Consider the following 25505-nt stretch of genomic DNA (forward strand, 5'->3'; position numbering starts at 1 on the left):
ATGCGCACCGACTACTACAACGACCCCGACGCTCCCCAGCCCAATAGTGTGGTCCCGTCCGCCTCGGCCATCGTCACCGACGAACAAGGCCGCATTCTGTTGGTCAAACGCCGCGACAACACCTTGTGGGCGTTACCCGGTGGCGGGCACGACATCGGGGAAACCATCGCAGGCACCGCCGTGCGCGAAGTCAAAGAAGAAACCGGTCTCGACGTCGAAGTCACCGCCCTGGTTGGCGTCTACACCAACCCCCATCACGTCGTGGCGTTCACCGACGGCGAAGTCCGCCAACAGTTCTCCCTGTGCTTCACCACCACCCTGCTCGGCGGTGAGCTGGCCATCGACCACGAAAGCACCGACATCGCCTGGGCCCACCCCGACGACATCACCACCCTGGATATGCACCCGTCGATGCGACTGCGCATCGACCACTACCTACAGCACCGCGACAGTCCCTATCTCGGCTGACCCATGTCGGTTAGAGCCAGTTTCGCACTCGCCGGACCGCGGCTAATAGCTCTTCACGCCCCGCGTCGACCGCGCGATGCACCGGATCGTCAGGCCCATAGCGAGCCAACACCTCGCTTAGTCGATCATCAGCCGACACCGGCGACCCGTCCGGCCCGGTCGTCAAATCACAAAACGTCAACGCATCCAAAACGTCGCTGGGCGGATCACCGAACTCCGACAACCCCTGCAGACCGCGCTCGGAAGCCTCCAAATGTGCCCCGCTATGAAACGCCACCAACGACGCAACTAGCTCCCCAAAGCCGGCCGACCGGGCAAACTCCGCGCCGTCAAGCGGATGAAAACCCGTCCGGCGCGCCGACGGCGCGTAGCCGATATCGTGTAACCACGACGCCGCCACCAAACAATCAGCAGTCGCTGCATCGAAATGCCGACCAACCTGCTGCGCTGCTTTCACGACCCCCCGCACATGCGCCAACCGCTGAGGCTGCCCCGCCAGTCGCGCCTCGGCCTCCCGCTGCGCACGCTGCGCCAGAACCTCGCTCACACTCGCCAGCCTACGAGTCGCATCGTCGCGGGGCAGATCCCACATCGGATGCTTAGCGCAGCCCTGACCGCAGAGCCCGCAAAATCCGCCGGCTACCTGCGGGCTTCGCTACGCTCCCTCTGCTTCCGTCCGCTGGCGCTCCCGTCCGCGCCGGTCGCTACGCTTCGCCCGCCATCCACCACCACACCCGCCTGCCCGCTTCAATCAGCGCCGCATCTCGCTGCTCTCAGCACCTCTGCATCACGACAAGGCGAAGCTGCCCTCGCAACGCCGCCGCATCGCGCCACCACGGACAGCAGGCGCATCAACACGCATCCACCGCCTCTGACATGCGATGTGAGAACTTTCTTTACTGGTATCAAGTCCGAGTGGCTCGGCACGACCTTGCGGCTGACGAAAATGGCTGAGCCCCGACGTAAATTGTGGAAAGCAGGGCTAGGCAAAGCGGTAGCCAGGGCCGCTGTGGCGGCAATTGCGTCCCGACATCGAAATCAATTTGCAAGTTAGATCAGCAGGGCGGCGCTGTGCACCCGCCGACGCGATGGGGAGTGGCGGCAGCTCCAGTCGGCGCTATCCGGGCCAGATCTTGGTCCAGGGCGGAGAGTTTATACGTCCTCACGATGCAATCCCGGTTGTGCGGTCGAGGAAGTCGGCGACCGCGGCGGTGAATGCGTCATTGTCGTCGCCGGCGACCATATGACCTGTGCCGCTCACATCAACCGTTTCGGCGTGCGCTACCACTTCTAGGAATTCGTCGACGTTCTGTTGGGAGACGACGTCTGAAAGTGCTCCACGTACTAGAAGCGTTGGCGCGATGATGCGGCGGGCTCCTTCGACGAGAAATTCGCCCATGGCATCGAACTCGTTGTTGCCTGACAGAAGGTCACCCTGAAGAAAATCGAAGTTGGAGCTGATGAAAGCCGGGTCCCAGCGCCAGATCCATCGGCCGTCGCCACGTTGCCGTAGCACCTTGCGTAGGCCGTCGAGGTCATCGGGCCGCGCACGGCGCGGGTTGTACTCGGCGATCGCGTCGGCAGCATCATCGAGCGTGCCGAATCCGTCGGGGTGAGCAGCCATGAATGACACGACGCGACGGGCCCCATGAAATTCAATCCGTGGCGTGATGTCGACCAATACGACAGCCGCCCACAGATCGGGTGGTGCCAGCAGGTGCGAAGCGAGGACAATCATCCCGCCCAACGATGCGCCTACTACGGCGGGGGGACGGTCGGCACTGACGTGTCCTCGAACCGAGATCAGATCGGATACGAACCGTTCTACGTCATACTGTCCGCTTGGGTCCCAGTCGCTGTCGCCGTGGCCCCGTGCATCGTAGGCGACAACGGTGTAGCCGTGGGCATGAAGTCGGCGCGCTGTGGAGGCCCACGCGTGACGGTTCTGACCGCCGCCGTGGAGAAGCAGTACCACGGGTCGGGGTGAGGCGTGCCGGTAGCAATCTGCAGCGAGGGTGACGCCGTCATCGGTGCAGATGCGCTCTCGGGTCAGTGTCATGGGCTGCGGTTCCCAATCGGCGAGTTGTTGTATGGACAGTCGTGTATGACCCTCGTCACGGCCCGTTTCTCTTTGTGCTGGCGACTGTAACCGTGCCGTGGGCGGCGCACACCGCCTTGCCGTCATTGGTGATGTCGGCACGCGCGGCGCCGCTACGGTTGGCCAACGAAATGATGTCGGCCACAGCCACACATAGTCCGCTGGACACTGGCCGCAGCAAGTTCAACTTGAACTCTGTTGTGGCGAACCAAGAACCGGCGGGGATCACCGGAGAGAACAGCACGCCGAGGCAGTGGTCCACCATGGCGGACAGGCATCCGCCGTGCAGATTGCCGAACGGCGTGAGCAGGTCTTCCAGGGCATCCATCTCGGCGACCAATCGGCCTGCGACGAGCTGGGTGTGGCGGAAGTTGAGGTAGCTCGCGAGTCCTCCTGCGGTCGTGGCCGCATTGAGCATCTCTGCGGCGATCCGTTCGTCGACCCGGGCGAATTGCATTTTCACTAACTTACGCAGTTCATCGATGTCGCCGTCGATTTCCGTGTCATGTGCGGTTGGCAGTTATCGGTTTCCGTTGCGGCCACCAGCTTGCTTCGCGCAGTAGTGTGGCGATCGCGGGCACCGTGAGTGTGCGAACGACGAAGGTATCGAGGAGTAGTCCGCAGCCGATGATGAATCCGGCTTGAATCATGATTGCGATTGAGCCGAACATGAGTCCGAACATGCTGGCGGCGAAGATGAGTCCTGCCGAGGTGATCACTGAGCCGGTGTTTGCGACGGTCCGCAGGACGCCGACACGGATGTTGTGGGCAGATTCTTCACGCAGTCGCGAGATGAGCAGCATGTTGTAATCGGCGCCGACCGCTACCAGGATTATGAACGCGAGCAGCGGTACGGGCCAGGCGATTTCATAGCCAAGACCGTATTGGAAGACTAGCGTCCCGAGTCCAAGCGCGGCGGCGTAGTTGAGCACGACCGTGCCCAGCAAGTACAGCGGGGCCACGAGGGCGCGCAGCAGCACAACCAGGATGATGCCGACGATGAGGAGGGTGGCGATGGCTAGTTGACGGAAGTCGCCGGACAGGAGGCGTTGGATGTCGGAGTTGACTGCGGGAAATCCTGCTATCGACACGCTGGCGTTTGCCAGGGAAGTGTTGGGCCGCGCGGCGTTTGCTACATCGGTGATCTTGTGGGCGAGGTTCATCGCTTCGCTGCTGTAAGGGTCATAACTGGACTCGATGGCGAAACGTGCGGTCCTTCCGTCGGGAGACAGAAATTGCTTGGCGACGTCGGCGAATTGGCGGTTCTCGAAGGCGTCGGCGGGTAGGTAGAAGCCGGTGGCGTAGTCGGACCCGGCGCTGGCGCGCGCGGAATTCTGTAGTTGGGCCGCGATTTGACTCATACCGGACAGCATTTGGATGTTGCTATCGGCGAGGGTGTGTACGCCGGTGGCCAGAGCTTGTGCGCCGGAGGCCAGTCGACTGATGCCGCTTTGGAGGCGGCGGATGCTGCCAGCTAAGTCGGTGGGGTCGCCGAGGGCTCCGAAGGCTTTGTCTAGCGAGGTGACCGCATTTTGGACGTCGGTCAGCGTACCTGCGACGGTGCGGTCGCCGCCCGGCTGGTAGAGGTCGCTCAGGCTGGCAAGTTGGCTGAAAAACCCGTTGTTGCGTAGGGTCGCCAGGATCTGCACCTGGTCGCGGATCTGGGTGCATTCGGGTGTGGTGGCACACCACGGGGCGGTGTTGAGCGCACCGACGAGCTGGTCGATTGTCGCGATGGCGTTTTGGGCTTGTTCGGCTTGTGCCCGCAGCCCGGGCCCTGATCGGATGGCCTGGTCTACACCTGGCGCGGTGGCCGAAAGCTGTTGCATTAGAGGCCGTAACCGTTGAAGTTCCGCTCCCGAGGTTTGGGCTTGGGTGAGGATGGCGCTCAGCGGTGTCAAGGCCGTGCGCAAGGTGGTGTCAAGTTGTGCGAGACCACCGGCGAGTTGGTCGGCTCCGTTGGTGAGTTTCGCCAGATCGGCCTTGCGGGCGTCTCCGTCCGCGACGGCGTCGGCCATCTTGTGGCCGATTTGGCCGTTTTGCCAGGACAGCTGGGCTTGGTCGAGCCGTGCTCCGGTCGGGCGGGTGACACCAAGAACTTTTGTGACGCCCGGTAGTTGCGAGACCCGAGAAGCCATTTCATCCAGATCCGCGAGGCTTCGGCTGGTCCGCATATCGTTAGGCGATTCAACCACCATGAATTCGGTGATGACGATGTCTTTAGGAAAGTGCCTGTCCAGCAGGTGATACCCCTCGTTGCTGGCGGTGGTAGACGGCTGTCCTTTGCGGTCGTCGTAGCTGATCCGCATGGTCAGCGCGAGAGCCGCGAGGGCTAGCACGATGGCGAGGCTGGCGGCCAGCAGTGGAGCGGGTCGCCGGGCTACGGCCACCGCGATCCAGTTCCAATAGCGACGGGTGCGGTCGGCTTTGGGTTCACCGATGCCCCGTTTGGCGGCCAGCGCCAGCACGGGGGGAAAGAGCGTCACCGTGGCCGCAACGCCGACGAAAACAGCGATAGCGCATGCGGGGCCCAAGGCGGCGAATACGCTCAGTTTCGCGAACACCATGGCCAGAAAGGCGAATGCTACGGTGGCGGCCGAGGCCAAGATGACCCGTCCGATGGTGGCGGTTGCATGGATCACGGCGGGACCGGCTGGGACGTCTTGCCTTCGCTGCTCGTGATATCGACTGATCAAGAACACCGAATAATCGGTGCCGGCGCCTAGCAGGATCGCCATCATGAACGCGATGGTGAACTCTGATACCGGCATGCCCAGTTCACCGAGCGCCGATAGCACTCCACGCCCCACGGCGAGGCTTATGCCGATCACTAGGAGCGGCAGTAACGCTGTGAACACTGATCGATACACGATCAGCAGGATCACTGCGATCAGGCCTGCGGTCGCGATGGAGATAAAGACTAAATCTTTTTCAGCCGAGTTGATTTGGTCGCTGAACGTCGCTGGGGGACCTGTTACGCGAACGGTAGTGGTGGAGCCGCTGAACTCCTCAGTGGCGATAGCGCGTACTGCTTGCACCGATTCCGCAGCGGCGGGATCGCCGAGCGTTCCCACAACTCCGACCGGCACGTACCAGGCTTTACGGTCCTGGCTGACCGCCTGGGCGGCGGTGACGGGGTCGGCTATCAAATCCTGCACTAGCCGCACGTGCTTGGAGTCGCTACGCAGCCGCGAAATCATCGTGTTATAGCGCTGGCGTACCGGCGGAGTTAGCCCGGCTGGATCCTCCATCGCCACCAACAGCGTCGTCTTAGACCCCTGCTCGTTGAATGCCGCGCTCATGCGGTCCACTGTTTGAAATGACGGAACGTCACGCGGTATCAGATCTACCGACTGTTGTCTAACAACGGTTTCCAGTTGCGGAAAGATTAGCGCCAGGGCGCCAGCCGTGAAGATCCACACGGCGATAACCAGCGCCTTGTGTCGAATCGTGAAACCCGCCAGGGCTGCTAGCCGGTCACTGTAGGCACCCTCGCTGGCCGCGACCTTTAGGGGTCGCTCTCGAACGGGCCGGTGCAAAGTGGCCGTGCCTGCAGAATCCCGCCCCTCGTTCGCCATTTCGCCCCCGCGACGTAAATTTGAGTACCAACGGTATCGCACCGGTACTATCAGTACCCTTTTGTGTGCTCGCCGAAACCTCCGCCGTGACGCGTCGCTGCCGCACGCGCGAGCCCAGTAGAGACTCGCCGGCAATCACCGCGATCGCTGATTCGAGATGATCATTCGTGATTGACCGCGTCCAGTCCCGCACTAGGTGATCCATTTGCGCAGAATTAGTTTGGGCGTTCGGTGTCGCAGGCGTGATGAGGTCCCTGCGTAGTCTTCACGGGCCGCCCCGGGCAAATCAAGGCCGAGAGATTTTGTTGGTCGGCTTATCGCGTGCATGGTCGTACATTTCCCGCTCCATGAGGTCGTTGTCCAGGTACGAGCACGAGCGCGGCGGGTAGTGGCGTGGGCGTACCGAGGTTTGGCCCGCCGCCGTTGTTCCATGCACCAGGCTGGTAACCGTGTGGGTGGCGACCGTGACACGGTGGACGGCGCGGGTCCACCACCATTGGGCCCTGCTCAGTGGAAGTTCTAGCCTCATTTCAGACCCTCCTGATTCGTTGTGACTTCCGGCGACGGCTTGTGGCGCACGTTGCGAAATTTCGTTCGACAAGCACGCGAACCAGCGAGCGCAGACGGCGCGGTGGAGCGACTGCACCACGCTCCATCGATAGGGTGCGTGATTACGATTCCTCCCTTCGTATGCGACGCGGTCTACCCGTAAGTGTACTAATAGTATCGCTGCGATACCAGCAGTATCGTCACGTACAGAGTGGCGGCGAGGCAAATCGACACACGCGTAGGTGCGTCATTTCTTAGGGATCACGCGCCCCCGGGGTTTACCGTGGCGATGTGGAGCGCGAAGCCGTTGAATTCCCGGCCGAAGACGATGACGACGTCGACCCGCGTCGACAGCGGTCGCGGACCCGGCTATTGGACGCGGCCACCAAACTTCTCAGCGCGGGCGGCATCGAAGCCGTCACGATCGACGCGGTCACCAAAGCCTCCAAGGTCGCGCGCACCACACTGTATCGACACTTCAGCAGCTCGACTCAGCTCCTTGCTGCCACGTTTGAGCGGCTGCTGCCACAGGTCACACCCCCGCCGGGGACTGGATCATTGCGGGACCAACTCATTGAGTTGCTCAGCCGGCAAGCCACGCTCTTCCAAGAGGCACCGCTGCAGGTGACCACCTTGGCCTGGGTGGCGCTGGGCCCCACACCGGACAGCACAGCGGACAATTACGACCGTCATGCACTGCGAGCGCGGATCATCGATCACTACCGGCATCCGTTCGATGCCCTTCTGCAGAGTCCTGAGGCCCGTGGCGAACTCGATGAGTTCGACCTCGAGCTGATCCTGTGTCAGCTCGTGGGGCCTGTCGCCTTCGCTCGGCTGACCGGCCTGCGTGCCATCGATCATCAAGACTGCGCGCGCATTGTTGATGACTTCTTGGCTGCCCACACCGCCAAGCCGCCGGACCCACAAAGTAAGCCACATCCGCGAACCGCCGGGACACGGCCCCGCAAACGCGGCTCGGTCTAGTCTTTGGGCAAAATCTAGTCCGCAGACCACATGATCGGCAACGACAGATACCCCCGGATGGGTCCTGAACGCAGTCGCTGCGCGTGTACCAGGTCGACTTCCCAGTTGGGCACGCGGGCCAGCAGGGCGCGCAGCGCTATTCGGGCCTCCATCCGTGCTAACGACGCGCCGAGGCAGAAGTGGACGCCTCTGCCGAACGCCACTTGATGCTCGGGTTTGCGACCGATGTCGAATACGTCGGGATCGCGGAACACCCGCTCGTCGCGGTTAGCCGAGCCGAATAGCAACAGCACCGAATCACCGCTTGACATCGTGACTCCGTGTAGCGCGACGTCCCGGGTCAGGGTTCGTGAAAGTCCTTGCGCCGGTGAGTCGTATCGGAGCAGTTCCTCGACTGCGGGACCGAGCAAGCTGTTGTCGGCTGCCATTCGGTGGCGGATGTGTCGATGGTTGGCCAGTATCACCGCCGCATTGCCGAGCAGATTGGAGGTGGTCTCGTGGCCGGCGATCAGCAGCAAGAGGCAAAACCCCAGGAGTTCATCGTCACTGAGGCGCTTCCCGTCGATCTCGGCGCACACCAATGCCGACATCAAATCGCCGCGCGGTTGGCGGCGCCGTTCAGCGAGGAAGCCGGTGAAATACTCATAGATGCAGGCAGCCGCCGCCAGACCGTCGCCGGTCTCGCCGCGGGCCGGATTGGACTGGACCATGGTATTGGACCACTGGCGGAACTGATCACGGTCCTCGCGGGGCACGCCCAGCAGATCGGCGATCACCATCGCCGGCAGCACGGCTGCGAACTCAGAGACAAAATCGGCCGAACCCGCCCCATGGTCAAGGCAATCCGACAAACGATCGGCCAGGTCCTCAATGCCGCTATTCAGCGCCGCAATCCGACGTGGGGTGAACGCCTTGCTCACCAGCGCGCGCAGCTGATCATGCCGCGGCGGATCCATCAAAATCATCATGGGAAGCAACGATTCGTGAAAAGTAGAGCCCGGCGGAGTCGGAAAAATTCCGTCCACCGACGAGTAGCTGTGATGATCAAGGAGCGCGCCGACGACATCCTCGTGCCGACTAAGGACCCACGTACACGAATCGACCGCGCGATACACCGGGGCTTCGTCGCGCAGCTGACGGTAAATGGGATAGGGGTCGTTCTGGATGCCCGCATCAAAGGGGTCGTAGCGAAGCTGCACCGTCGACATTTCATCTCCTGCCACATTGCAGAACATCAGTTTAGACTCAGAGTTTAAACCGAGGGGAGGGTTTCATGCGGAAGATTCCCGCTCAGATTGCCGACCGGTTGCCGGGCGCAGCCGAACTCTTTGCCGAGCGTGGACTCAACGACACCAAGATCGAGGACGTCGCTGCAGCCACAGGCATCGCCAAAGCCACGCTCTATTACTACTTCGCGGGCAAAGAAGAAATCCTGGCGTTCCTCCTTGAGGACACCCTGCAGCACGTCGCAGACGAGGTCACCACGATCGTCGACGGAGAAGGCAGCGGCGCCGAACGTCTGCACGCCGTGATCAGCGCGCAATTGCGGGTGATGGCCCAGCGGCCCGCGGTCTGCCGTGCACTGATCGGAGAACTCGGCCGTGCTGCCCGCATGCCCGTGATCGCCGACATGATCGGCACTGCCTACTTCGAACCTGTGGAGACGCTGCTTTGTGCGGGCGCTGCCGACGGTTCACTCGTGGCCACCGACAACGCGAGGGCCGCCGCGGTCGCGCTCTTCGGCGCCGTCACCATCAGCGCGCTGACATACCTCGTCACCGCTGATGCGCTCGAAGAAGATTTAATCGCAGGAACTATTCATGACGTCCTATTTTTCGGCTTGCGCCCACGCTAGCTGTTCGCCGGGACCAATTTGGGACCGCACGTTATGAGCGATCGTCAACGACCTCCGCGTCCCTGAACGTCTCCTACAGGAATGCCCCGCCATAAGACTGATGGTGACCTGCAGAAATGAGTTACGCTATTTACTGGACGTCAAGTGGGTTTCTTCTTAGTTTCGAACCGAGATGAACCTTCTGGACGGTTCCCTCGCCTGAAGGGGTGTCAAGGGCAAGGGTGCATCGACATCCTCGATGCGTTGGCCGTCTTGTCGTTTGGCCGGTTGGCGGATGCCCCTAACCAGAATCAGTAATGCATTCTGCGCCAGCGGCTTTCAGCAGCTCATCTCACGCTTCGTGAAGTCTGTCGAGAGCGCTCTTCAAGTCCAGAGCGGCGTCGGCCAATTGCGAGCGGGCTGCAGGATCGCCGTGTGAAGCAAGGCTCGCGGTCGCCGATGTGAGCGCCCTAACGTGGCGCAAAACATCAACGGTGTAACGAGCGGTCCCCATCGCGGTGGCACCCCCAGGACGCTGGAGGTGGTCTCTCATGAGGCCCAGCCAATCATCGATCGCGTATCGATCGAAGTTGTACATCGCGTTGAGCACCCAGCGTTGCCACGCCGGTGGGCGTCGCGATGACGTCCGGAGCGGGACCGGAGGAGTAACCATGGTCGCAACTCTAAGACGCGGAACCGGCATTTCTCGACGGTCAAACGAAAGAATCCATCGGGCGACGAAAACGACTTTCGCCTGATGGGCAATGGTGAGGTTGGCCCTTCACCTACGGAAGAGTCACCGACACTGCCGCGGCAAGATGTCTGCGGGTCCGGTCCGTGTTAGTCATCCAGTGTTTCCGCAGGGCAATCGGGTCGGTCGATTCTATACTCGCCGCAATGACGTTTGCGATCGCCGAGGTCCTCGCTGACGGGGCGGGACGCATCACCATGGTCGCTGACACCAAGGTGACCGTGACCCATAACGAAGCACTAACTCGACAGATCTACACGGAATCGGCGTGCCTCAAGATCGTGATCGTCGATGACGACGTCGTGGTCGCCTTCGCCGGTGACACCCCCGAGTCCGCTCTCCAGCACGTGACAGGGCTCCGCGGCTTGTCCGCGGATGAGGTCCTGGACAGCCTCCGCCGGTACAGCGCCGACCACGACGAGGAGCTGAACGTCTCCAAGTCGTTCCTCATCGGCAAGCGGGCACCGGATCCGCAGCTATGGCGGATCACCCGGGGAACCGTGGAGGACAGCCGAACACTCCAGCGCCTTTGGATAGGCGAGCCGGCCGCGTTCAGGGCTTTCCAGCATCAGTACGAGCACGTTCTTCCGGGCGGGCCGCTGGAACGTCGACTCGTCCACACTATGCAGATCATCGTGCTGTCCGAAGACATCCCCAGCGTCGGTGGCTACGCCACGCGGGTCAGCGGTGACGCGACGAATCCGTTCAGGTTCCACAGCGACCCCGCCGGAAGCGGGCCGTGGATGACAGAGGGCTTCATCGTGGAACAGAATGGTGAGCAAGTGCTGAAGATGCGCGTCCCGCCCGGCGGCGACCCATCGGAACTCCATCGGATCGGTGTGCCCGGTCGCGACGCCACCTTCGGCGCCATGGCGTACTTCATGCCCGAGATCAGCGCCGGATTGCTCTGGACCCACGCCGAGCCCTGGCGAAAGCCGATCAAGATCAGCGGCGTCCGCACCGCGGACGAACTGGTGCTGGCTGGGGAAAAGGACTACGGCCAGCTGCTCGAAGCGTGAAGGGGCACCAGGTCACGCAGCTGGGTGGTGATGCCGCGGGGGCGGCAAACACCTTCCGCCGCAACACCTTCGGATGCAGCTTGGACACAAGGTGACCAGCCACCATGACATCGACCGCCTCGGCGTCGCCAGCACCGCGGATGAATCGGTGTATCGGCCCGTTGCCACCACGCCTCCGGCTTGCGCAGGTCAATCTCTCCGGTCGTCGTTGTCGCGCTCAGTAGTGAAATGTACAAATCATGGTTCGGTGAGTGTACAGTTCACAGTGTGGATGTATCCGTGACCGAGTTGCGCGCGCACCTCAGCGATTGGCTCGAACGAGCTCGGACTGGTGGTGAGATCATCATCACCGACCGCGGGATCCCGGTCGCGCGACTCGCTGCGCTCGACAGCGCAGGCACCTTGGCGCGTCTCACGGCCGAAGGCGTGATTGGCAGGGCCACCGCGCAGCGGCCCGTCGCTGCGGGCCGGTCCGGACCCCGACCGCGGCGGCCGGTGTCTGACCGCGTCAGCGACCAGCGGCGCTGACCGGTGCCGCTCGTCTACTTCGACGCCAGCGCCTTCGTCAAACTTCTCACCACCGAGACCGGGAGCTCGCTGGCGTCCACGCTATGGGACGGCTGCGACGCCGCATTGTCCAGCCGCCTGGCCTACCCCGAAGTGCGCGCCGCACTCGCCGCAGCAGCCCGCAATCACGACCTAACCGAATCCGAGCTCACCGAAACCGAGCGCGACTGGGAGGACTTCTGGGCCGCCACCCGCCCAGTCGAACTCACCGCGACGGTCGAACAGCACGCCGGCCGCCTCGCCCGAGCCCATGCCTTACGCGGAGCCGACGCTGTGCATCTGGCCAGCGCGTTGGCAGTCGGCGTCCCCGGCCTGATCGTCGCCGTTTGGGACCGACGCCTGCACACCGGAGCCCAAGCTGCCGGGTGCCGAGTCGCCCCCGCCCAACTCGACCCCTAGCCCGACCGCCCGATATCTAGAGTGGGTCAGCCCCAGCACGGACGACGATCAGGTACCGATTCGCCAGGTCACAACTCGTGTCGCAGATGGACAAGTCCCCCCTCGGACACAATTTTTTGCGATTCCCGGACCCGGTCACCCGGTCGTAGGCTTGATGAGGCCAGCAGCCGGGAATGCGAGGCTCATGACCCCACCAAATGGCTTTCTTCGGCGAACGCCGACGCGAAGGTTCCGCGACCGGCGCGAAGCCGGCCGGGTGCTCGCCGAAGACCTCGCTCCCTACCGCGGCAAGCAGGGGTTGCTCGTCCTGGGGCTCGCCCGGGGCGGGGTTCCGGTCGGTTGGGAAGTCGCCGCGGCGTTGCACGCCGACCTCGATGTGTTCCTGGTTCGCAAGCTCGGGGTGCCGCAGTGGCCTGAGCTCGCGATGGGCGCGCTGGCCAGCGGCGGCCGGGTGGTGATGAACGAGAACGTGATGTCCAGCCTGCAGATCACCGATGAGCAGGTCCGCGCGGTCATCGAGCGTGAGACAGCCGAGCTCAGCCGTCGCGAGCGGGCGTATCGGGGCGGGCGCCCAGTCGCCGAATCGCGGGGCAAGTGCGTGATCCTGGTCGACGACGGCATCGCCACCGGCGCGAGCATGCTGGCCGCGGTGCGGGCCGTGCGCGCCGCCGGCCCGCGCTGGATCGTCGTCGCCGTTCCGGTGGGTCCGGAGACCGCGTGCCGGGAACTCGCCGCTGAAGCCGACGACGTCGTCTGCGCGACCATGCCGCCCTCGTTTGAGGCCGTCGGCCAGGTCTACGACGACTTTCATCAGGTCAGCGACGACGAGGTACGCGGCTTCCTCGCCGCACCTACCAGTGACGGAGCGCTGAAAGGCGGCTGACGGTCGCTACTTGGCGCTCTCGTCACCGGACACGGTGGATTCCTTGGTCGCCTCGGACTCCGTCTCCTCAGCGGCCGACTCGTCCTCACCCGGAACTTCCTCCGGGTAGTCGACAGCTTCGGCTTCGGTACCGGCTTCGTCCTGGTCCTCTGGCTCGGCCGCTACGCCGCCGACTTCGCGTTGCTGACGTTCGCGCACCGCGTCGATGATGAGCAGCACCACACCCAGCGCGCTGGCGCCGATGCACACCCAAGCCACCAGCTCATTGCTGGTGACCACGGCGAACACCAGCGCGACAAGCCCAATCAGGGCCAATACCAGCGCAATGATCAGCATTCGGTCATCCTCCAGCCCTGAGCAGCGACTGCCAACCTACCAGGGCCGAATCATCGACTCGGGTACCACCGCGTAACGCGGCGCGCGTGTCGGGTCCCCGCGGCGGCTAGTTATTACCCCGATTGAACTGCTCAAACCCGCCGGCATCCGCGCTGGAATCGACCGGCGCAGCAGAACCACGCTGACCGAGTTCCTCGAGCTGAGATTCCAGGTACGTCTTGAGCCTGGTGCGGTACTCGCGCTCGAACGTGCGCAGCTGCTCCAAGCGGCCTTCCAGCACGGTGCGCTGCTGGTTGATGGTTCCCATGATCTCGGAGTGCTTGCGCTCGGCGTCGGCCTGCAGAGCGTCGGCCTTCTCCTGGGCCTGACGCAACTGGCTCTCCGACCGGGATTGTGCGTCGGCGAGCATCGCGTCGGCGCGCTGGCGTGCCTCGGCGACCGTGGTCTCCGCGGTGTGGCGGGCCTCGCTGAGAATCTGGTCGGCGTTGGCGCGGGCGTCGGCCAGCATCTTGTCCGACTCCGCTTTGGCGGTACCGGTGAGCCGGTCGGCGGTGTCTTGCGCCAGGCTCAACACCCGGGCAGCCTTCAGGGCCTGTTCCTCATTCGTGCCGGAGGGAGCCGCAACCGGCGCCGGCTTGACAGGCTCGGGAGGCTCGGGCTCGAAGGTAGGAACCGGCTGGGCAATGGTCGGAGTGGCACCACCGCCGCCCCCGGCGGCTAGTTCCTGGTCCAGTTCATTGATCCGCTGACGCAGATCGGAATTTTCCTCGATGAGGCGCGTCAGCTCGTTCTCCACCAGGTCAAGAAAGGCGTCGACCTCATCTTCGTTGTACCCGCGCTTGCCGATAGGCGGCTTACTGAACGCCACATTGTGGACGTCGGCAGGTGTAAGCGGCATTCTTTGTCCCCTCGAGTTCCTGGACGGTCAAACGATCTGGAAAGTGTAGAACGGACTGGTAGCCGTCGCGCAACTAGCGTCCATCCTGTCACACCAGACTCGGCGGTTGCCGATTGGAGTAATAAATAAGGCCGAAATTCAATGTCTAAGGACATAAAATCACATTCCTTAGATTTGAAATCGCGCCTTAGAAACTGTCGCCAAAACGAAGCCAAATCGTCTCATAACTTCATCGCGCGGTGACCTTAATGCGGCCTATCCGCGGCACCGAACGCCAATTGCATGCCGATGAACGCGACCAGCAACAGCACCATGATGGACAGGTCGAAGCGGACCGCACCGATGGTGAGTTGCGGGATCAGCCGGCGGAGCAACTTCACCGGCGGATCGGTGATCGACATGATGATCTCCAGGATCACCACCGTGAAGCCGGTGGGACGCCAGTCCCGGCTGAACGACCGGATGAACTCCACGACGACCCGGGCGATTAGCAGCAGCCAAAAGACGAACAGCGCGAACCCAAGGATCTCAAAGAACAGCACCAACGAAAGCCCGACCTTACCGATGAGGATGTCAAGAACGTCTGTCGCCGCCATCTAGGCGACGCCTCGCAAGCCTACCGACTCGAACCGGCGGCGCACATCGCGTGGGCGCCGTTAACCCCGTTCCGGCCGGGCCGGGCAGACGCCCGCCCCGGCGATCCACCCTGTGGCGCGCCGGGCCCGGAAGCGGAATTCGGTCTATTGGTAAGCGTAGAAACCGGTTTCGGCGATGCGACGACGCTCCTCCGGGGAGACGTCGACGTCAGCCGGCGACAGCAGGAACACCTTGGTCGCGACCTTGTCGAAGGAGCCGCGCAGTGCGAAGGCCAACCCGGCCGCGAAGTCGACGAGGCGTTTTGCGTCGGCGTTGTCCATCGACACCAGATCCATGATGACGGGCGTGCCGTCGCGGAACCGCTCCCCGATTGTGCGGGCCTCGCTGTAGTCCTTGGGCCGCAGCGTGGTGATCTTCGACAGCGGGTGGCCTTCCTCGAACATCATCGCCATGCGGCGTGGGTCCATCGCCAGGGCGCCGCGAGTGGAGTTGCGCAACCACGAGCCGAAGCGCGGGCGGGCCATGTCAGCCCGGTCGAACTCGCGGGGCTGGAAGCGCGGCTCGTCGTAACCGCCGCGATAACTGCTGGGCGGCGGGTAATCGGCCGGTTCGCCGCGAAGATCACCGCGAAGATCACTGCGAATATCCCCGCGCGGATCGCCGCGCGGATCCCGGCGCGGGTCGTCATAGTCGCGCCCTTCATAGCGACCGTAATCGTCCTCGAAACGGGGACGTGAATAACCGCGAGAAGGAGCACGGTCGTCGTAATACTCGTCGTCGTAGTCCTCCATCGGAGCCATACCGAAGTAGGCCTTGACTTTGTGGAGTGTGCTCATTGCGTGCCCCTTCTAGCCCTGAGAAAGTTGGTGTCTGTGATGAAGGTGTGACTACAGTGACTATTCACGGTGACCGTAACCGCCGCGGACCCAATAGCGCGGTACCGACACGCACACACGTGGAACCATGTTTTACGGCGATTTCGAGGTCGTCGGACATGCCCGCAGACAGTCCCAGCGCGTTCGGAAACGATTCGAGCACCCTGCTGTGCTCCGATTTCAGCCGGTCAAAGGCCTGATCCGGGTCCCAGCCCAGGGGCGGGACGCACATCAATCCGATCAGGTCCAGGCTCTGCGATTCCTCCACCTGAGCATAGATCTGGTCAACTGCCCCCGGGGCCGTCATGTCGACGCCGCCGCGAGACGCATCACCGTCGAGACTGACCTGAACATAGACCCGCATCGGGGCTTCGCGGCGGTGCTCGTCCAGGGCTGCGGCCACCGCCCGATCCAGCGCGGTCACCACCGCGGAACTGTCGGCCGCGTGCACCGTGTGCGCCCATTGCGATACTGAGCGAACTTTGTTGCGCTGGATCCGGCCCACCATGTGCCAGTGCAAATCGCGAGAACCCGCCCACGGTGCGGCGCCTTGCAACCGAGCGACTTCGGCTACCTTCGCCGAAGCTTCCTGTTCTCGCGATTCGCCAACGCAGCGACAACCCAATCGCGACAAAATCGCTACGTCGGTTGCTGGGAAGAATTTGGTAACCGGTAAGAGTTCAATTTCTCCGACATTGCGCCCGGCGGCCTCCGCGGCCGCCGCAAGCCGAGATCGCACCGCGGCCAACGCATGCGTCAATTCCGACTGGCGATCCGCTTGCCCGGAAAGATCCACCGTCATCGCGTTCATTCCATCCACACCAACGACGCCAGCCGCCCGGTGGGCGCACTGCGTCGATGGCTGAACAGGGACCGGTCGGCCACTGTGCAACGCGGATCGACCTCGATGGACGTCACCCCCAAATCGCGTAGCTGGCAAGCGATTCCGGCTCGCAGGTCCAGACCGGGAGTGCCGGCGGCGGTGGTGGTGCGGCTGCCCGGCAATGCGGCCTCGACCTCGTCGGCCATCGCGGTGGGCACCTCGTAGTTGCGACCGCTGACCGCGGGCCCCAACAGCACCGAAATGTCGCCGGCCTGCGCGCCGAGGTCCAGCATCGTCTCCACCGCGCGGGTCACCACCCCGTGCTGGGCACCGACGCGGCCGGCGTGAACCGCACCCACGACACCGGCGCGCGCGTCGGCCAGCAGGACCGGCACGCAGTCGGCGGTCAGAACCGCAAGCGCCAGTCGGCGGGCATTGGTCACCAAGCCGTCGGTGTTGTCGACCACGGCGCTCTGCGGCCCGTCGACCACCTCGATCCGGTCACCGTGGACCTGGTTCATCCACACCACGGAATCGTCGGGCAGGCCAATGGCCGCGGCCAGCCGAGCCCGGTTGGCCTTCACCGCGGCCGGGTCGTCACCGACGTGGTCGCCCAGGTTGAAAGAGTCGAACGGCGCTGCCGACACACCGCCTGCCCGGGTGGTGGTCACCCTGCGGATGTGAACACTCACATAGCCAGTATCCGGAATGTCTTGGCGGCCAGGCCGCAACGCTGTCCGAGCGCGGCCGGTTTGTCGCGCACTGGCAAGCAAATTGAGACCTCAGCGGCGCATGAATGGCGGCACGTCGACGTCGTCGTCATCGCCGCCGATGCTCAAGGTGGCGCCGTTGGTGTGAATCGGCACGCTGACGGCATCGACCGGCTCGAACAGCGTCGAGGTGAGCTTGCCTGCCTTGGCCGTCTCGATCCGGTGCGCACCACCACTGCTGCTGCTTTCGCTGACCAACGGCTTGCGTCCGGGCCCGCTGGCCTCGAAGCCGGCCGCGATCACGGTGACCCGCACCTCATCGCCCAGGGAGTCGTCGATGACGGTGCCGAAGATGATGTTGGCGTCCTGGTGAGCGGCGTCCTGCACCAACGAGGCCGCCTCGTTGATCTCGAAGAGGCCCAGGTCGCTACCGCCGGCGATCGACATCAACACGCCCTGCGCACCCTCCATGGAGGCCTCCAGCAGCGGGGAGTTGATGGCGATCTCGGCGGCTTTGAGCGAGCGGCCTTCGCCGCGGGCCGAGCCGATGCCCATCAGCGCGGTGCCCGCGCCGGACATGATGCCCTTGACGTCGGCGAAGTCGACGTTGATCAGACCCGGCGTGGTGATCAGATCGGTGATGCCCTGCACGCCGTTGAGCAGCACCTCGTCGGCGCTGCGGAAGGCGTCCATCAGCGAAACCGCGGCATCGCCCATCTGCAGCAGCCGGTCGTTGGGGATCACGATCAGCGTGTCGCAGCTCTCCCGAAGCGCGCCGATACCGTTCTCGGCCTGGTTGCTGCGCCGCTTGCCCTCGAAGGAGAACGGCCGGGTGACGACACCGACGGTCAATGCCCCCAGTTTGCGCGCAATGCTGGCGACGACGGGCGCCCCGCCGGTGCCGGTGCCGCCGCCCTCACCGGCGGTGACGAACACCATGTCGGCGCCGCGCAGCAGCTCCTCGATCTCGTCCTTGGCGTCCTCGGCCGCCTTGCGTCCGACTTCCGGGTCGGCGCCGGCGCCCAGGCCGCGGGTGGAGTCGCGGCCGACGTCGAGTTTGACATCGGCATCGCTCATCAACAGCGCTTGCGCGTCGGTGTTGATGGCGATGAACTCCACGCCTTTGAGACCTTGCTCGATCATCCGGTTGACGGCGTTGACGCCGCCGCCGCCAATACCCACGACCTTGATGACTGCCAGATAGTTATGCGGGGGGGTCATCATTCGTCTTCCTCCCTGAGTGGGCTCAGTACTCGCTGCGGTGTGTCTGCTTGCAAAACCCTCAACCTCAACCATAGAGTTAGAGTTATGTCAAGTAGTTCCGCGTAACCAGAACCGTATGGGTACGACGCGGACTTACCGCGCAGGCGCGCCGACGCGCCGGGGGCATTTTTTTCGCGCCTGGCGCCGAGTTCGCGGCGATATCGTCACTTGACGGTCGGCAGGTCGGGGCTGGATACGTCGTAAGTCCGGCCCGGCTGTGTCAACAGCGCCGCCAGCTTCTCGGCTTTCTCCTCGGCGCGGTCGGTGCTCCCCCAGATCACCACCCGGCCGTCGGACAACGTCAGAGTGATCGACGACACCGAAGGCGCCGCGATCCTGCCTACTTGCCCTAAGACCTCCGGACGCAGCGCAGTCAGCACTTGCAGCGCGGCCAGGGTCGTCGGATCGGTCGGCCCGGGATTTTCGACGTCTATGTAAGGCAGTCCCGGCGGCGGCGGATCGGTCGCGAAGTCGACGCCGTCGCGATCAAATAAGTGCGGCCCATCGGGAAAATCCTTGACCACCACCGGAACTCGCTCCACGATGGTGATCCGCAACGCCGACGGGTACTGCCGCTGCACCCGTGCGCTGGCAACCCGGCGGATCGCGGCCACCCGGTCGGCTACCTGGTCGGTATTGATCTGCAGCAGTGGTGTCCCGGGCCGCACCTGCGCCGCGTCGAGGATCTCCTCGCGGCTTACCGCACCTATCCCGGTGACGACGATATTGCGCGCCGACATCACCGGCGTGAAGTACAGAATCAGCGCCAGCCCGACCCCGACGATGGCCAGCACCACCGTCGCCAGCAGCATCTTCAAGCCGCGAACCACGCCCCGCGCGGTGTTTTTGGGAGCGTTCGCCCCGGCGGCGCTTAGCCCTCGGGCTCGCCGCTTGGCCTCGCGGCGCGCCTCCTCGATCGCGGTCGCACGAGCCTGCGCGGCGCGGCGCTCGGCACGTTCCCGGCGGGCGCGCCGCCGCGGCCCCTCGAATTCGTCCTCTTCCGGCTGTTCCGGGGCGTCCTGCGGCTGAGCGGCGATGGGCTCGGTGGTGGCCTCGATTGGGCCGTCGGCCGCGGCCTCGGCTCCGTCTTCCTCAGCCAAGCCCTGGCGGGCCTCGTTCGGCTCGGTCACTGCAATTCTCCCGGACGACCCGGCGCACTGCGGTTGGCCCGCGCCCGCAGCGCGGTCACGATCTCCGGCCCCAGCAGGGTCACGTCGCCGGCGCCCATCGTCACGATGACGTCACCCGGGCCGGCGGCTTCGGCCACTTCCTCGGCGACCGCGGAAAAGTCCGGCATATAGCGCACCGGAACGGTGACGTGCTCAGCGACGCTGGCTCCACTGACACCGGCCAGCGGTTGTTCGCGCGCGCCATAGACGTCCAGTACGAACACTTCGTCGGCGGCGTTCAGAGCATGACCGAACTCGGCGGCGAAAGCCTTTGTCCGCGAATACAAATGGGGTTGAAACACCACCAGCGACCGACCTGCATGAGGGGTCTTCGGGCCCTGCTCGAGCACCTGACGTACCGCGGCCAGCGTGGCGCTGATCTCCGTCGGGTGGTGGGCGTAGTCGTCGAACACCCGCACCGATGCGTCGCCGACTCCCGAGGTGCCGACCAGTTCGAACCGGCGCCGCACACCCTCGAAGCCGGCCAGGCCGTCGAGCACCTCGTCGGCCGGGGCGCCGCAGTCGATGGCCGCCAGCAGCGCACCCAACGCATTGAGCGCCATGTGCCGACCCGGTATCAAGAGCCGCATCACCCGCGGCTGGGTTTCACCGGCCAGCCGGATGTGGGCGACCGCTTCAGTACCCTGCTGCTCCCAGGACAGCAGCGTGCCCGCCAGATTCGCACCGGCAGAGCCATAGCGCAGCACCCGGATTCCCAATTCATCGGTGCGCTGAGCCAGCGCTGCCGCACCGGGGTCATCGGTACACACCACCAGCGCACCGCCGGGCGCGAGGCGCTCGACGAAGGAGTCGAACACGCCGACGTAGGCCTCGGTGCTGCCGTAGAAGTCCAGATGGTCGGACTCGATGTTGGTGACGACCGCGACGTCGGGGGTGTATTCCAGCAGCGAGCCGTCGCTTTCGTCGGCTTCGGCAACGAAATAGTCGCCGCTGCCGTGGTGGGCGTTGGTTGCGGCCTCCCCCAGCTCGCCGCCGACGGCGAAGGACGGATCCCGCCCGCAGTGCTGCAGTGCAACGATGAGCATCGAGGTCGTGGTGGTCTTGCCGTGCGTGCCGGTGACCATCAACGTGGTGCGCCCGGCCATCAGCTTGGCCAGCACCACTGGTCGCAGTATCACCGGGATGCCGCGACGGCGCGCTTCAACCAGCTCGGGGTTGGTTTTGGGAATGGCTGCGTGGGTGGTGATAACGGCTGTGACACCACCGGGCAGCAGGTCCAGCGACGACGCGTCGTGTCCGATCCGGATCTCCGCGCCGCGCGCCCGCAACGCGTGCACACCACGCGATTCCTTGGCATCCGAGCCCGACACCAGGCCGCCGCGATCCAGCAGGATCCGGGCGATGCCCGACATGCCGGCCCCACCGATGCCCACCATGTGCACCCGCTGCAGTTCGGGTGGTAGTTGTTCGGCCGTCATCGGCGCCCTCCCACGGTGCGCGCGATTTCCAGCGCCGCCCAGGCCACCTGCTGTGCCGCATCCCGGTGTCCGACCTGTGCGGCGGCCGCCGTCATTGCCGCCAGTCGCGGCGGATCGGTGAGCAGCCCGGCCACCTGCTGAGTAACGAGGGCCGGTGTCAGAGCGGCGTCGGCCACCACCATGCCACCACCGGCATTGACTACCGGTAGGGCGTTGAGCCGCTGCTCCCCATTGCCGATCGGCAGCGGGACATAGATCGCAGGCAGGCCCACGGCCGACACCTCGGCCACCGTCATCGCCCCGGAGCGACAGATCACCATGTCGGCGGCGGCGTAGGCCAGATCCATCCGGTCCAGGTAGGGCACCGCGACGTACGGAGGGTCACCCGGGCCGGGAGTGCCCAGCTCGAGGGTGTTCTTGGGTCCGTGGGCGTGCAGCACGGATACGCCCGCGGCGGCCAGGCCCGCGGCGGCGCCCGCTACCGCCCGATTGAGCGAGACCGCACCCTGCGAGCCGCCGAACACCAGCAGCACCCGCGCGTCGGGAGCGAACCCGAAATGTGCCCGCGCTTCGGCACGCAGCGCCGCGCGGTCGAGCGAAGTGATGGCCGCGCGAACCGGTACCCCCACCACCTCGGCGTGCCGCAGCCCGGAATCCGGTACCGCCGAAAGCACCCGGTCGGCGGTGCGCGCGCCGACCCGGTTGGCCAGCCCGGCCCGCGCATTCGCTTCGTGGATCACTACGGGAATGCGGCGCCGCCGGCCGAGCCCACGGGCCGCCAGATAGGCCGGCAGGGCCACATAACCGCCGAACCCGATGATCACGTCGGCGTCGACGGTGTCCAGCACCGCCCGGGTTTCCCGGACGGCGCGCCACACTCGTGGTGGCAGCCGCGCCAGATCACCGCTGGGTTTGCGCGGCAACGGCACCGGGGTGATCAGCTCGAGGTGGTAGCCCCGCTCGGGCACCAGCCGGGTCTCCAGCCCGCGCGCGGTGCCCAGCGCGGTGATCCGCACGTGCGGATCCAGCGCGGTCAAGGCGTCGGCGACGGCCATTGCCGGCTCTACATGGCCGGCGGTGCCGCCACCGGCGAGCACAACCGACAACGCGATACCGGCGGGCCGGGGGCTTGCCCCCTGCCCGCCGGCCGGCTCTTTGACCGTGTCGTTCACCCGTAACGTTGACCTTCCAGTGCGCGAACGCGCCGTGTTTGACGCTGACCGGCCGCCTCGGCAACGCGGCGCTGGCCAGATCCATGATGCACTGACCGGCGTGCCGTGCGATCAGCCGTTCGGGGTAATGCCGGTCGCGGGGGCTTCTTCAGCTGGCGGGGAGCTTGCCGTGGGGCTTGCTTGGAAGCCTTGCGGTCGACCGACTGCTTGCCCGGCTGTGGGCGTTTGCGGTCGCGGAACGCCTCGAGCCGCGTCGGCACGTACGGTTCGGGCAGCGGCAACCGCAGCAACCGGTTCACCCTGTCGTCGCGCCCGGCCCGCAGCGCGGCCACCGCTTCGGGTTCGTGGCGCGCGGCGCTGGCAATGATGCCGATCTGGGTAAGTGTTGCGGCAGTGGAGGTTCCACCGGCCGAGATCAGCGGCAACTGCAGACCGGTGACGGGCAGTAGCCCGATGACGTAGCCGATGTTGATGAACGCCTGCCCCAGGACCCACAGCGTGGTGGTGGCCGTCAGCAGCCGCAGGAAGGGGTCGGCCGAGCGGCGGGCGATCCGCATGCCGGTGTAGGCGAACAACCCGAACAGTCCGAGCAGCCCGAGTGCGCCAATCATGCCCAGCTCCTCGCCGATGATGGCGAAGATGAAGTCGTTGTGAGCGTTGGGCAGGTAGTTCCATTTGGCCACGCCCTGGCCCAGCCCGTCGCCGAAGATACCGCCGTGGGCAAGTGCGTACTTTGCCTGCCGGGCCTGGTAGCCGGAGTCCATCGGGTCGTCTTCGGGGTTCAGCCACGACCGCACCCGGTCAGACCGGTAACCCGCGGACACCGCGAGGATCGCCGCGGAGACGACGACGGCGCCCAGCGAGGTGAGGAAGACGCGTAGCGGCAGCCCGGCGTACCAGAGCAGGCCCAGCAAGATGATGCCCAGCGACACCGTCTGCCCGAGGTCGGGCTGCGCCACGATCAGCGCCAGCGCCACGATGGCCGCCGGCACCAGGGGAATCAGCATCTCGCGCAGCGATGCCCGCTCCATCCGCCGCGCGGCCAGCAGGTGTGCGCCCCAGATCGCGAACGCCATCTTGGTCAGCTCAGAGGGCTGCATGGAGAAGCCCGCAACCACGAACCAACCGCGAGACCCGTTGGCCTCCTTGCCGATTCCGGGAACCAGCACCAGCACCAGCAACACGATGGTGATGGCAAAGCCGGTGAAGGCGATGCGTCGCATGAACCGCACCGACATTCGCAACGAGACATAGCAGCCGATCAGCCCGACGACGGTCCACAGCACCTGCTTGCCGAAAATCACCCACGCCGATCCGTCGTCGTCGTAGGACCGCACTCCCGACGCCGACAGCACCATGATCAGGCCCAGCGTGGTCAGCAGCGCAGCCACGGCGATGATCAGGTGAAACGAGGTCATGGGCCGGCCGAGCCAGGCACCGAAGCGAGTACGCGGCCCGTCGACTTTCGGCTGGGCCTTCGCCTCGGCGCGGCCGGCCGCTTCGGTGGCCACCGGTTCAGCCGGGGATATCGAGGACTCCGACGCCTCGTCCTGCTCGGTTTCGCCCTCGCTCATGGCTTGACCCGTGCCCTGGTCCCCCTTGCCCCGGCGTAACAGCCGGGTCAGCGCGCTAGCCACCCGCCTACCGAACCGCGGCGCGCACGGCTGCGGCGAACGCGTCGCCCCGGTCGGCGTAGCCGGTGAACTGGTCAAACGATGCGCCGGCCGGGGCCAGCAGCACGGTGTCGCCGGGCTTGGCCAGCTGGCGGGCAGCGGCCACCGCCACCGTCATCACGCGAGTGCCGATAGTTTCGCCGGCGTTATCATCTTGAGTCACATTAGTAACAAGAACCTCAGCAGTCGCATGCATCCCAACATCCTCGCCTGTCACAACCTGGACCACGGGGACATCGGGGGCGTGTCGCGATAACGCCTCGGCAACCTCTGCTCGATCCTGACCGATCAACACGGCTCCGACCAGGTGAGACGCGATTCGGGCCACCTCTGCGTCCAAGGAGGCACCCTTGAGCAGACCACCGGCCACCCACACCACTCGCGGGTAAGCCAGCACCGAAGCCTCGGCGGCGTGCGGGTTGGTGGCCTTGGAGTCGTCGACGTATCTGATGCCGTCGGCGACGGCCACCACCTCGGCCCGGTGCCGGCCGACCTGGAACGACGCGATCGCCGCGGCAATCGCGTCGGCGGACACCCCAACCGACCGGGCCAGCGCCGCAGCGGCCAGGGCGTCGAGCACGCCGACCGGCCCGGGCACCGGTATCGAGGCGGCCGGCAGCAGTGGCAGGTCGTCGGCGAAGGCGCGGTCGACAAGGATGCCGTCGCGCACGCCGAGTTCGCCGGCGCCGGGCTCGCCGAGCCGGAAACCGGCGCGCACCTGCGCCGGCGCGCTATCCAGCAGCGCGGCTGCCCGGGCGTCGTCCAGCCCCACCACCGCCACCCGGCCGGTCAGTACCCGGGCTTTGGCCGCGCTGTATTCGGCCATTGTGGGATGCCAGTCCAGATGGTCTTCGGCGATGTTGAGCACCGCTCCGGCCTCCGGGCGCAGCGACGGCGCCCAGAACAGCTGGAAGCTCGACAATTCCACGGCAAACAGGTCGACGGGCTCGGCGAGCACCTCCAGCACCGGGTTGCCGATGTTGCCGCACAGCGCGCTGCGCAGGCCGCCCGCGGTCAGCATGGCATGCAGCATCGAGGTTGTGGTGGTCTTGCCATTGGTGCCGGTCACCACCACCCAGCGGCGCGGCGGCCCATAACTACCCGCCGCATCCAGCCGCCAGGCCAGCTCGACGTCGCCCCAGACTGGCACCCCGGCTGCCGCGGCCGCTGCCAGTACAGGGGCCTCGGGACGAAAGCCGGGACTCGTGACGACCAGGGCGTAATCGGCGATCTGCTGGATCGCCGACGAGGTATCGACCGTCGCCACGCCGCGTTCGGCATAGGGGTGCAGCATGGCCGGGTCGTCGTCGCACAGCGTGGGCACCGCTTCGAAGCGGGTCAGCGCATCCAGCACCGCGCGCCCGGTCACCCGGGCACCGGCGATCAATACGGGCGCACCCGCGGCCAGGGGGCCAAGCAC

General features: G+C 65.1%; 22 protein-coding genes and 2 pseudogenes. 7 read left to right on the forward strand and 17 right to left on the reverse strand.

Translation table 11 applies throughout. The annotated features are described in order from the left end of the window. A complete protein-coding gene (locus tag BST12_RS18470) occupies positions 1-468 on the forward strand; it encodes an NUDIX hydrolase (RefSeq protein ID WP_083114586.1) in 468 nt (155 codons plus the stop codon). A 10-nt stretch (positions 469-478) separates the two neighbouring features. Here the strand turns inward: BST12_RS18470 and BST12_RS18475 are convergent, their stop codons facing one another. From BST12_RS18475 to BST12_RS18490, 4 genes are all read right to left on the reverse strand, one after another. Then, complete coding sequence (locus BST12_RS18475) at positions 479-1015, reverse strand: HD domain-containing protein (RefSeq protein WP_083114610.1); 537 nt, start codon at positions 1013-1015, stop codon at positions 479-481. 615 nt (positions 1016-1630) lie between these two features. Beyond that, positions 1631-2527, reverse strand: coding sequence for an alpha/beta fold hydrolase (locus BST12_RS18480; RefSeq protein WP_083114587.1), 897 nt, complete (start codon positions 2525-2527; stop codon positions 1631-1633). A gap of 55 nt (positions 2528-2582) precedes the next feature. Continuing rightward, positions 2583-3023 carry a PaaI family thioesterase gene (locus BST12_RS18485; RefSeq protein ID WP_083114588.1) on the reverse strand — a complete coding sequence of 147 codons (441 nt, stop codon included), beginning with the start codon at positions 3021-3023 and terminating at the stop codon, positions 2583-2585. 46 nt (positions 3024-3069) lie between these two features. Continuing rightward, complete coding sequence (locus BST12_RS18490; RefSeq protein ID WP_083114589.1) at positions 3070-6144, reverse strand: MMPL/RND family transporter; 3075 nt, start codon at positions 6142-6144, stop codon at positions 3070-3072. A gap of 840 nt (positions 6145-6984) precedes the next feature. Here BST12_RS18490 and BST12_RS18495 point away from each other — a divergent pair. Further along, the gene (locus tag BST12_RS18495) at positions 6985-7677 is read left to right on the forward strand and encodes a TetR/AcrR family transcriptional regulator (RefSeq protein ID WP_083114590.1); all 693 of its coding nucleotides are present in this window, start codon (positions 6985-6987) and stop codon (positions 7675-7677) included. A 14-nt stretch (positions 7678-7691) separates the two neighbouring features. Here BST12_RS18495 and BST12_RS18500 read toward each other — a convergent pair whose 3' ends face one another. Continuing rightward, complete coding sequence (locus tag BST12_RS18500) at positions 7692-8885, reverse strand: cytochrome P450 (RefSeq protein WP_083114591.1); 1194 nt, start codon at positions 8883-8885, stop codon at positions 7692-7694. Between the two features lie 65 nt (positions 8886-8950). Here BST12_RS18500 and BST12_RS18505 point away from each other — a divergent pair, with 65 nt between their 5' ends. From BST12_RS18505 to BST12_RS18530, 5 genes and pseudogenes are all read left to right on the forward strand, one after another. Beyond that, positions 8951-9532 (forward strand): TetR/AcrR family transcriptional regulator, encoded by a 582-nt coding sequence (locus tag BST12_RS18505; protein ID WP_083114592.1) that lies wholly within the window; start codon positions 8951-8953, stop codon positions 9530-9532. An 876-nt stretch (positions 9533-10408) separates the two neighbouring features. Beyond that, positions 10409-11281: a hypothetical protein gene (locus tag BST12_RS18515; RefSeq protein ID WP_083114594.1), complete on the forward strand. Its 873-nt coding sequence runs from the start codon at positions 10409-10411 to the stop codon at positions 11279-11281. Between the two features lie 73 nt (positions 11282-11354). Beyond that, positions 11355-11809 (forward strand): annotated as a pseudogene (locus BST12_RS33525) (type II toxin-antitoxin system Phd/YefM family antitoxin). Positions 11810-11812: 3 nt separating this feature from the next. Continuing rightward, on the forward strand, positions 11813-12247 hold the full coding sequence (locus tag BST12_RS18525) for a type II toxin-antitoxin system VapC family toxin (RefSeq protein WP_083114595.1): 435 nt from the start codon (positions 11813-11815) through the stop codon (positions 12245-12247). Between the two features lie 139 nt (positions 12248-12386). Beyond that, a pseudogene (locus BST12_RS18530) lies at positions 12387-13130 on the forward strand (phosphoribosyltransferase); the annotation flags it as partial. 6 nt (positions 13131-13136) lie between these two features. Here BST12_RS18530 and BST12_RS18535 read toward each other — a convergent pair. From BST12_RS18535 to murD, 12 genes are all read right to left on the reverse strand, one after another. Next, complete coding sequence (locus tag BST12_RS18535; protein ID WP_083114597.1) at positions 13137-13466, reverse strand: SUR7/PalI family protein; 330 nt, start codon at positions 13464-13466, stop codon at positions 13137-13139. 106 nt (positions 13467-13572) lie between these two features. Further along, the gene (gene wag31, locus BST12_RS18540) at positions 13573-14364 is read right to left on the reverse strand and encodes a DivIVA-like cell division protein Wag31 (protein ID WP_083114598.1); all 792 of its coding nucleotides are present in this window, start codon (positions 14362-14364) and stop codon (positions 13573-13575) included. A 245-nt stretch (positions 14365-14609) separates the two neighbouring features. Next, entirely contained in the window at positions 14610-14909 is a 300-nt protein-coding gene (locus tag BST12_RS18545) for a YggT family protein (RefSeq protein ID WP_083114612.1), read from the reverse strand. Positions 14910-15104: 195 nt separating this feature from the next. Next, complete coding sequence (locus BST12_RS18550; RefSeq protein WP_083114599.1) at positions 15105-15797, reverse strand: cell division protein SepF; 693 nt, start codon at positions 15795-15797, stop codon at positions 15105-15107. 64 nt (positions 15798-15861) lie between these two features. Beyond that, positions 15862-16638, reverse strand: a complete 777-nt coding sequence (locus BST12_RS18555) for a YggS family pyridoxal phosphate-dependent enzyme (protein WP_083114614.1) — start codon at positions 16636-16638, stop codon at positions 15862-15864. Positions 16639-16643: 5 nt separating this feature from the next. Further along, positions 16644-17351, reverse strand: a complete 708-nt coding sequence (gene pgeF / locus BST12_RS18560) for a peptidoglycan editing factor PgeF (protein WP_083114600.1) — start codon at positions 17349-17351, stop codon at positions 16644-16646. A 90-nt stretch (positions 17352-17441) separates the two neighbouring features. Further along, positions 17442-18590, reverse strand: coding sequence for a cell division protein FtsZ (gene ftsZ / locus BST12_RS18565; protein WP_083114613.1), 1149 nt, complete (start codon positions 18588-18590; stop codon positions 17442-17444). Between the two features lie 206 nt (positions 18591-18796). Continuing rightward, on the reverse strand, positions 18797-19762 hold the full coding sequence (locus BST12_RS18570; protein WP_083114601.1) for a cell division protein FtsQ/DivIB: 966 nt from the start codon (positions 19760-19762) through the stop codon (positions 18797-18799). Next, positions 19759-21240 (reverse strand): UDP-N-acetylmuramate--L-alanine ligase, encoded by a 1482-nt coding sequence (gene murC / locus BST12_RS18575; RefSeq protein WP_083114602.1) that lies wholly within the window; start codon positions 21238-21240, stop codon positions 19759-19761. Before murC ends, BST12_RS18570 begins: the two co-directional genes overlap by 4 nt. Then, complete coding sequence (gene murG / locus BST12_RS18580; RefSeq protein WP_083114603.1) at positions 21237-22412, reverse strand: undecaprenyldiphospho-muramoylpentapeptide beta-N-acetylglucosaminyltransferase; 1176 nt, start codon at positions 22410-22412, stop codon at positions 21237-21239. Before murG ends, murC begins: the two co-directional genes overlap by 4 nt. Beyond that, positions 22409-23986 (reverse strand): putative lipid II flippase FtsW, encoded by a 1578-nt coding sequence (ftsW, locus tag BST12_RS18585; RefSeq protein ID WP_276028977.1) that lies wholly within the window; start codon positions 23984-23986, stop codon positions 22409-22411. The genes murG and ftsW overlap by 4 nt, the downstream gene beginning before the upstream one ends. A 67-nt stretch (positions 23987-24053) precedes the next feature. Beyond that, the gene (gene murD, locus BST12_RS18590) at positions 24054-25505 is read right to left on the reverse strand and encodes a UDP-N-acetylmuramoyl-L-alanine--D-glutamate ligase (protein WP_083114605.1); all 1452 of its coding nucleotides are present in this window, start codon (positions 25503-25505) and stop codon (positions 24054-24056) included.

The sequence above is a fragment of the Mycobacterium angelicum genome (assembly GCF_002086155.1).
Classification (GTDB): Bacteria; Actinomycetota; Actinomycetes; order Mycobacteriales; family Mycobacteriaceae; genus Mycobacterium; species Mycobacterium angelicum.

Coding starts and splice junctions, on each gene's coding strand:
- BST12_RS18515 (WP_083114594.1), top strand. CDS start 10,409: ATGACGTTTGCGATCGCCGAGGTCCTCGCTGACGGGGCGGGACGCATC.
- BST12_RS18490 (WP_083114589.1), bottom strand. CDS start 6,144: ATGGCGAACGAGGGGCGGGATTCTGCAGGCACGGCCACTTTGCACCGG.
- BST12_RS18500 (WP_083114591.1), bottom strand. CDS start 8,885: ATGTCGACGGTGCAGCTTCGCTACGACCCCTTTGATGCGGGCATCCAG.
- ftsZ (WP_083114613.1), bottom strand. CDS start 18,590: ATGACCCCCCCGCATAACTATCTGGCAGTCATCAAGGTCGTGGGTATT.
- BST12_RS18470 (WP_083114586.1), top strand. CDS start 1: ATGCGCACCGACTACTACAACGACCCCGACGCTCCCCAGCCCAATAGT.
- wag31 (WP_083114598.1), bottom strand. CDS start 14,364: ATGCCGCTTACACCTGCCGACGTCCACAATGTGGCGTTCAGTAAGCCG.
- BST12_RS18485 (WP_083114588.1), bottom strand. CDS start 3,023: ATGCAATTCGCCCGGGTCGACGAACGGATCGCCGCAGAGATGCTCAAT.
- BST12_RS18550 (WP_083114599.1), bottom strand. CDS start 15,797: ATGAGCACACTCCACAAAGTCAAGGCCTACTTCGGTATGGCTCCGATG.
- BST12_RS18480 (WP_083114587.1), bottom strand. CDS start 2,527: ATGACACTGACCCGAGAGCGCATCTGCACCGATGACGGCGTCACCCTC.
- ftsW (WP_276028977.1), bottom strand. CDS start 23,986: ATGAGCGAGGGCGAAACCGAGCAGGACGAGGCGTCGGAGTCCTCGATA.
- BST12_RS18535 (WP_083114597.1), bottom strand. CDS start 13,466: ATGCTGATCATTGCGCTGGTATTGGCCCTGATTGGGCTTGTCGCGCTG.
- murC (WP_083114602.1), bottom strand. CDS start 21,240: ATGACGGCCGAACAACTACCACCCGAACTGCAGCGGGTGCACATGGTG.
- BST12_RS18505 (WP_083114592.1), top strand. CDS start 8,951: ATGCGGAAGATTCCCGCTCAGATTGCCGACCGGTTGCCGGGCGCAGCC.
- BST12_RS18555 (WP_083114614.1), bottom strand. CDS start 16,638: ATGACGGTGGATCTTTCCGGGCAAGCGGATCGCCAGTCGGAATTGACG.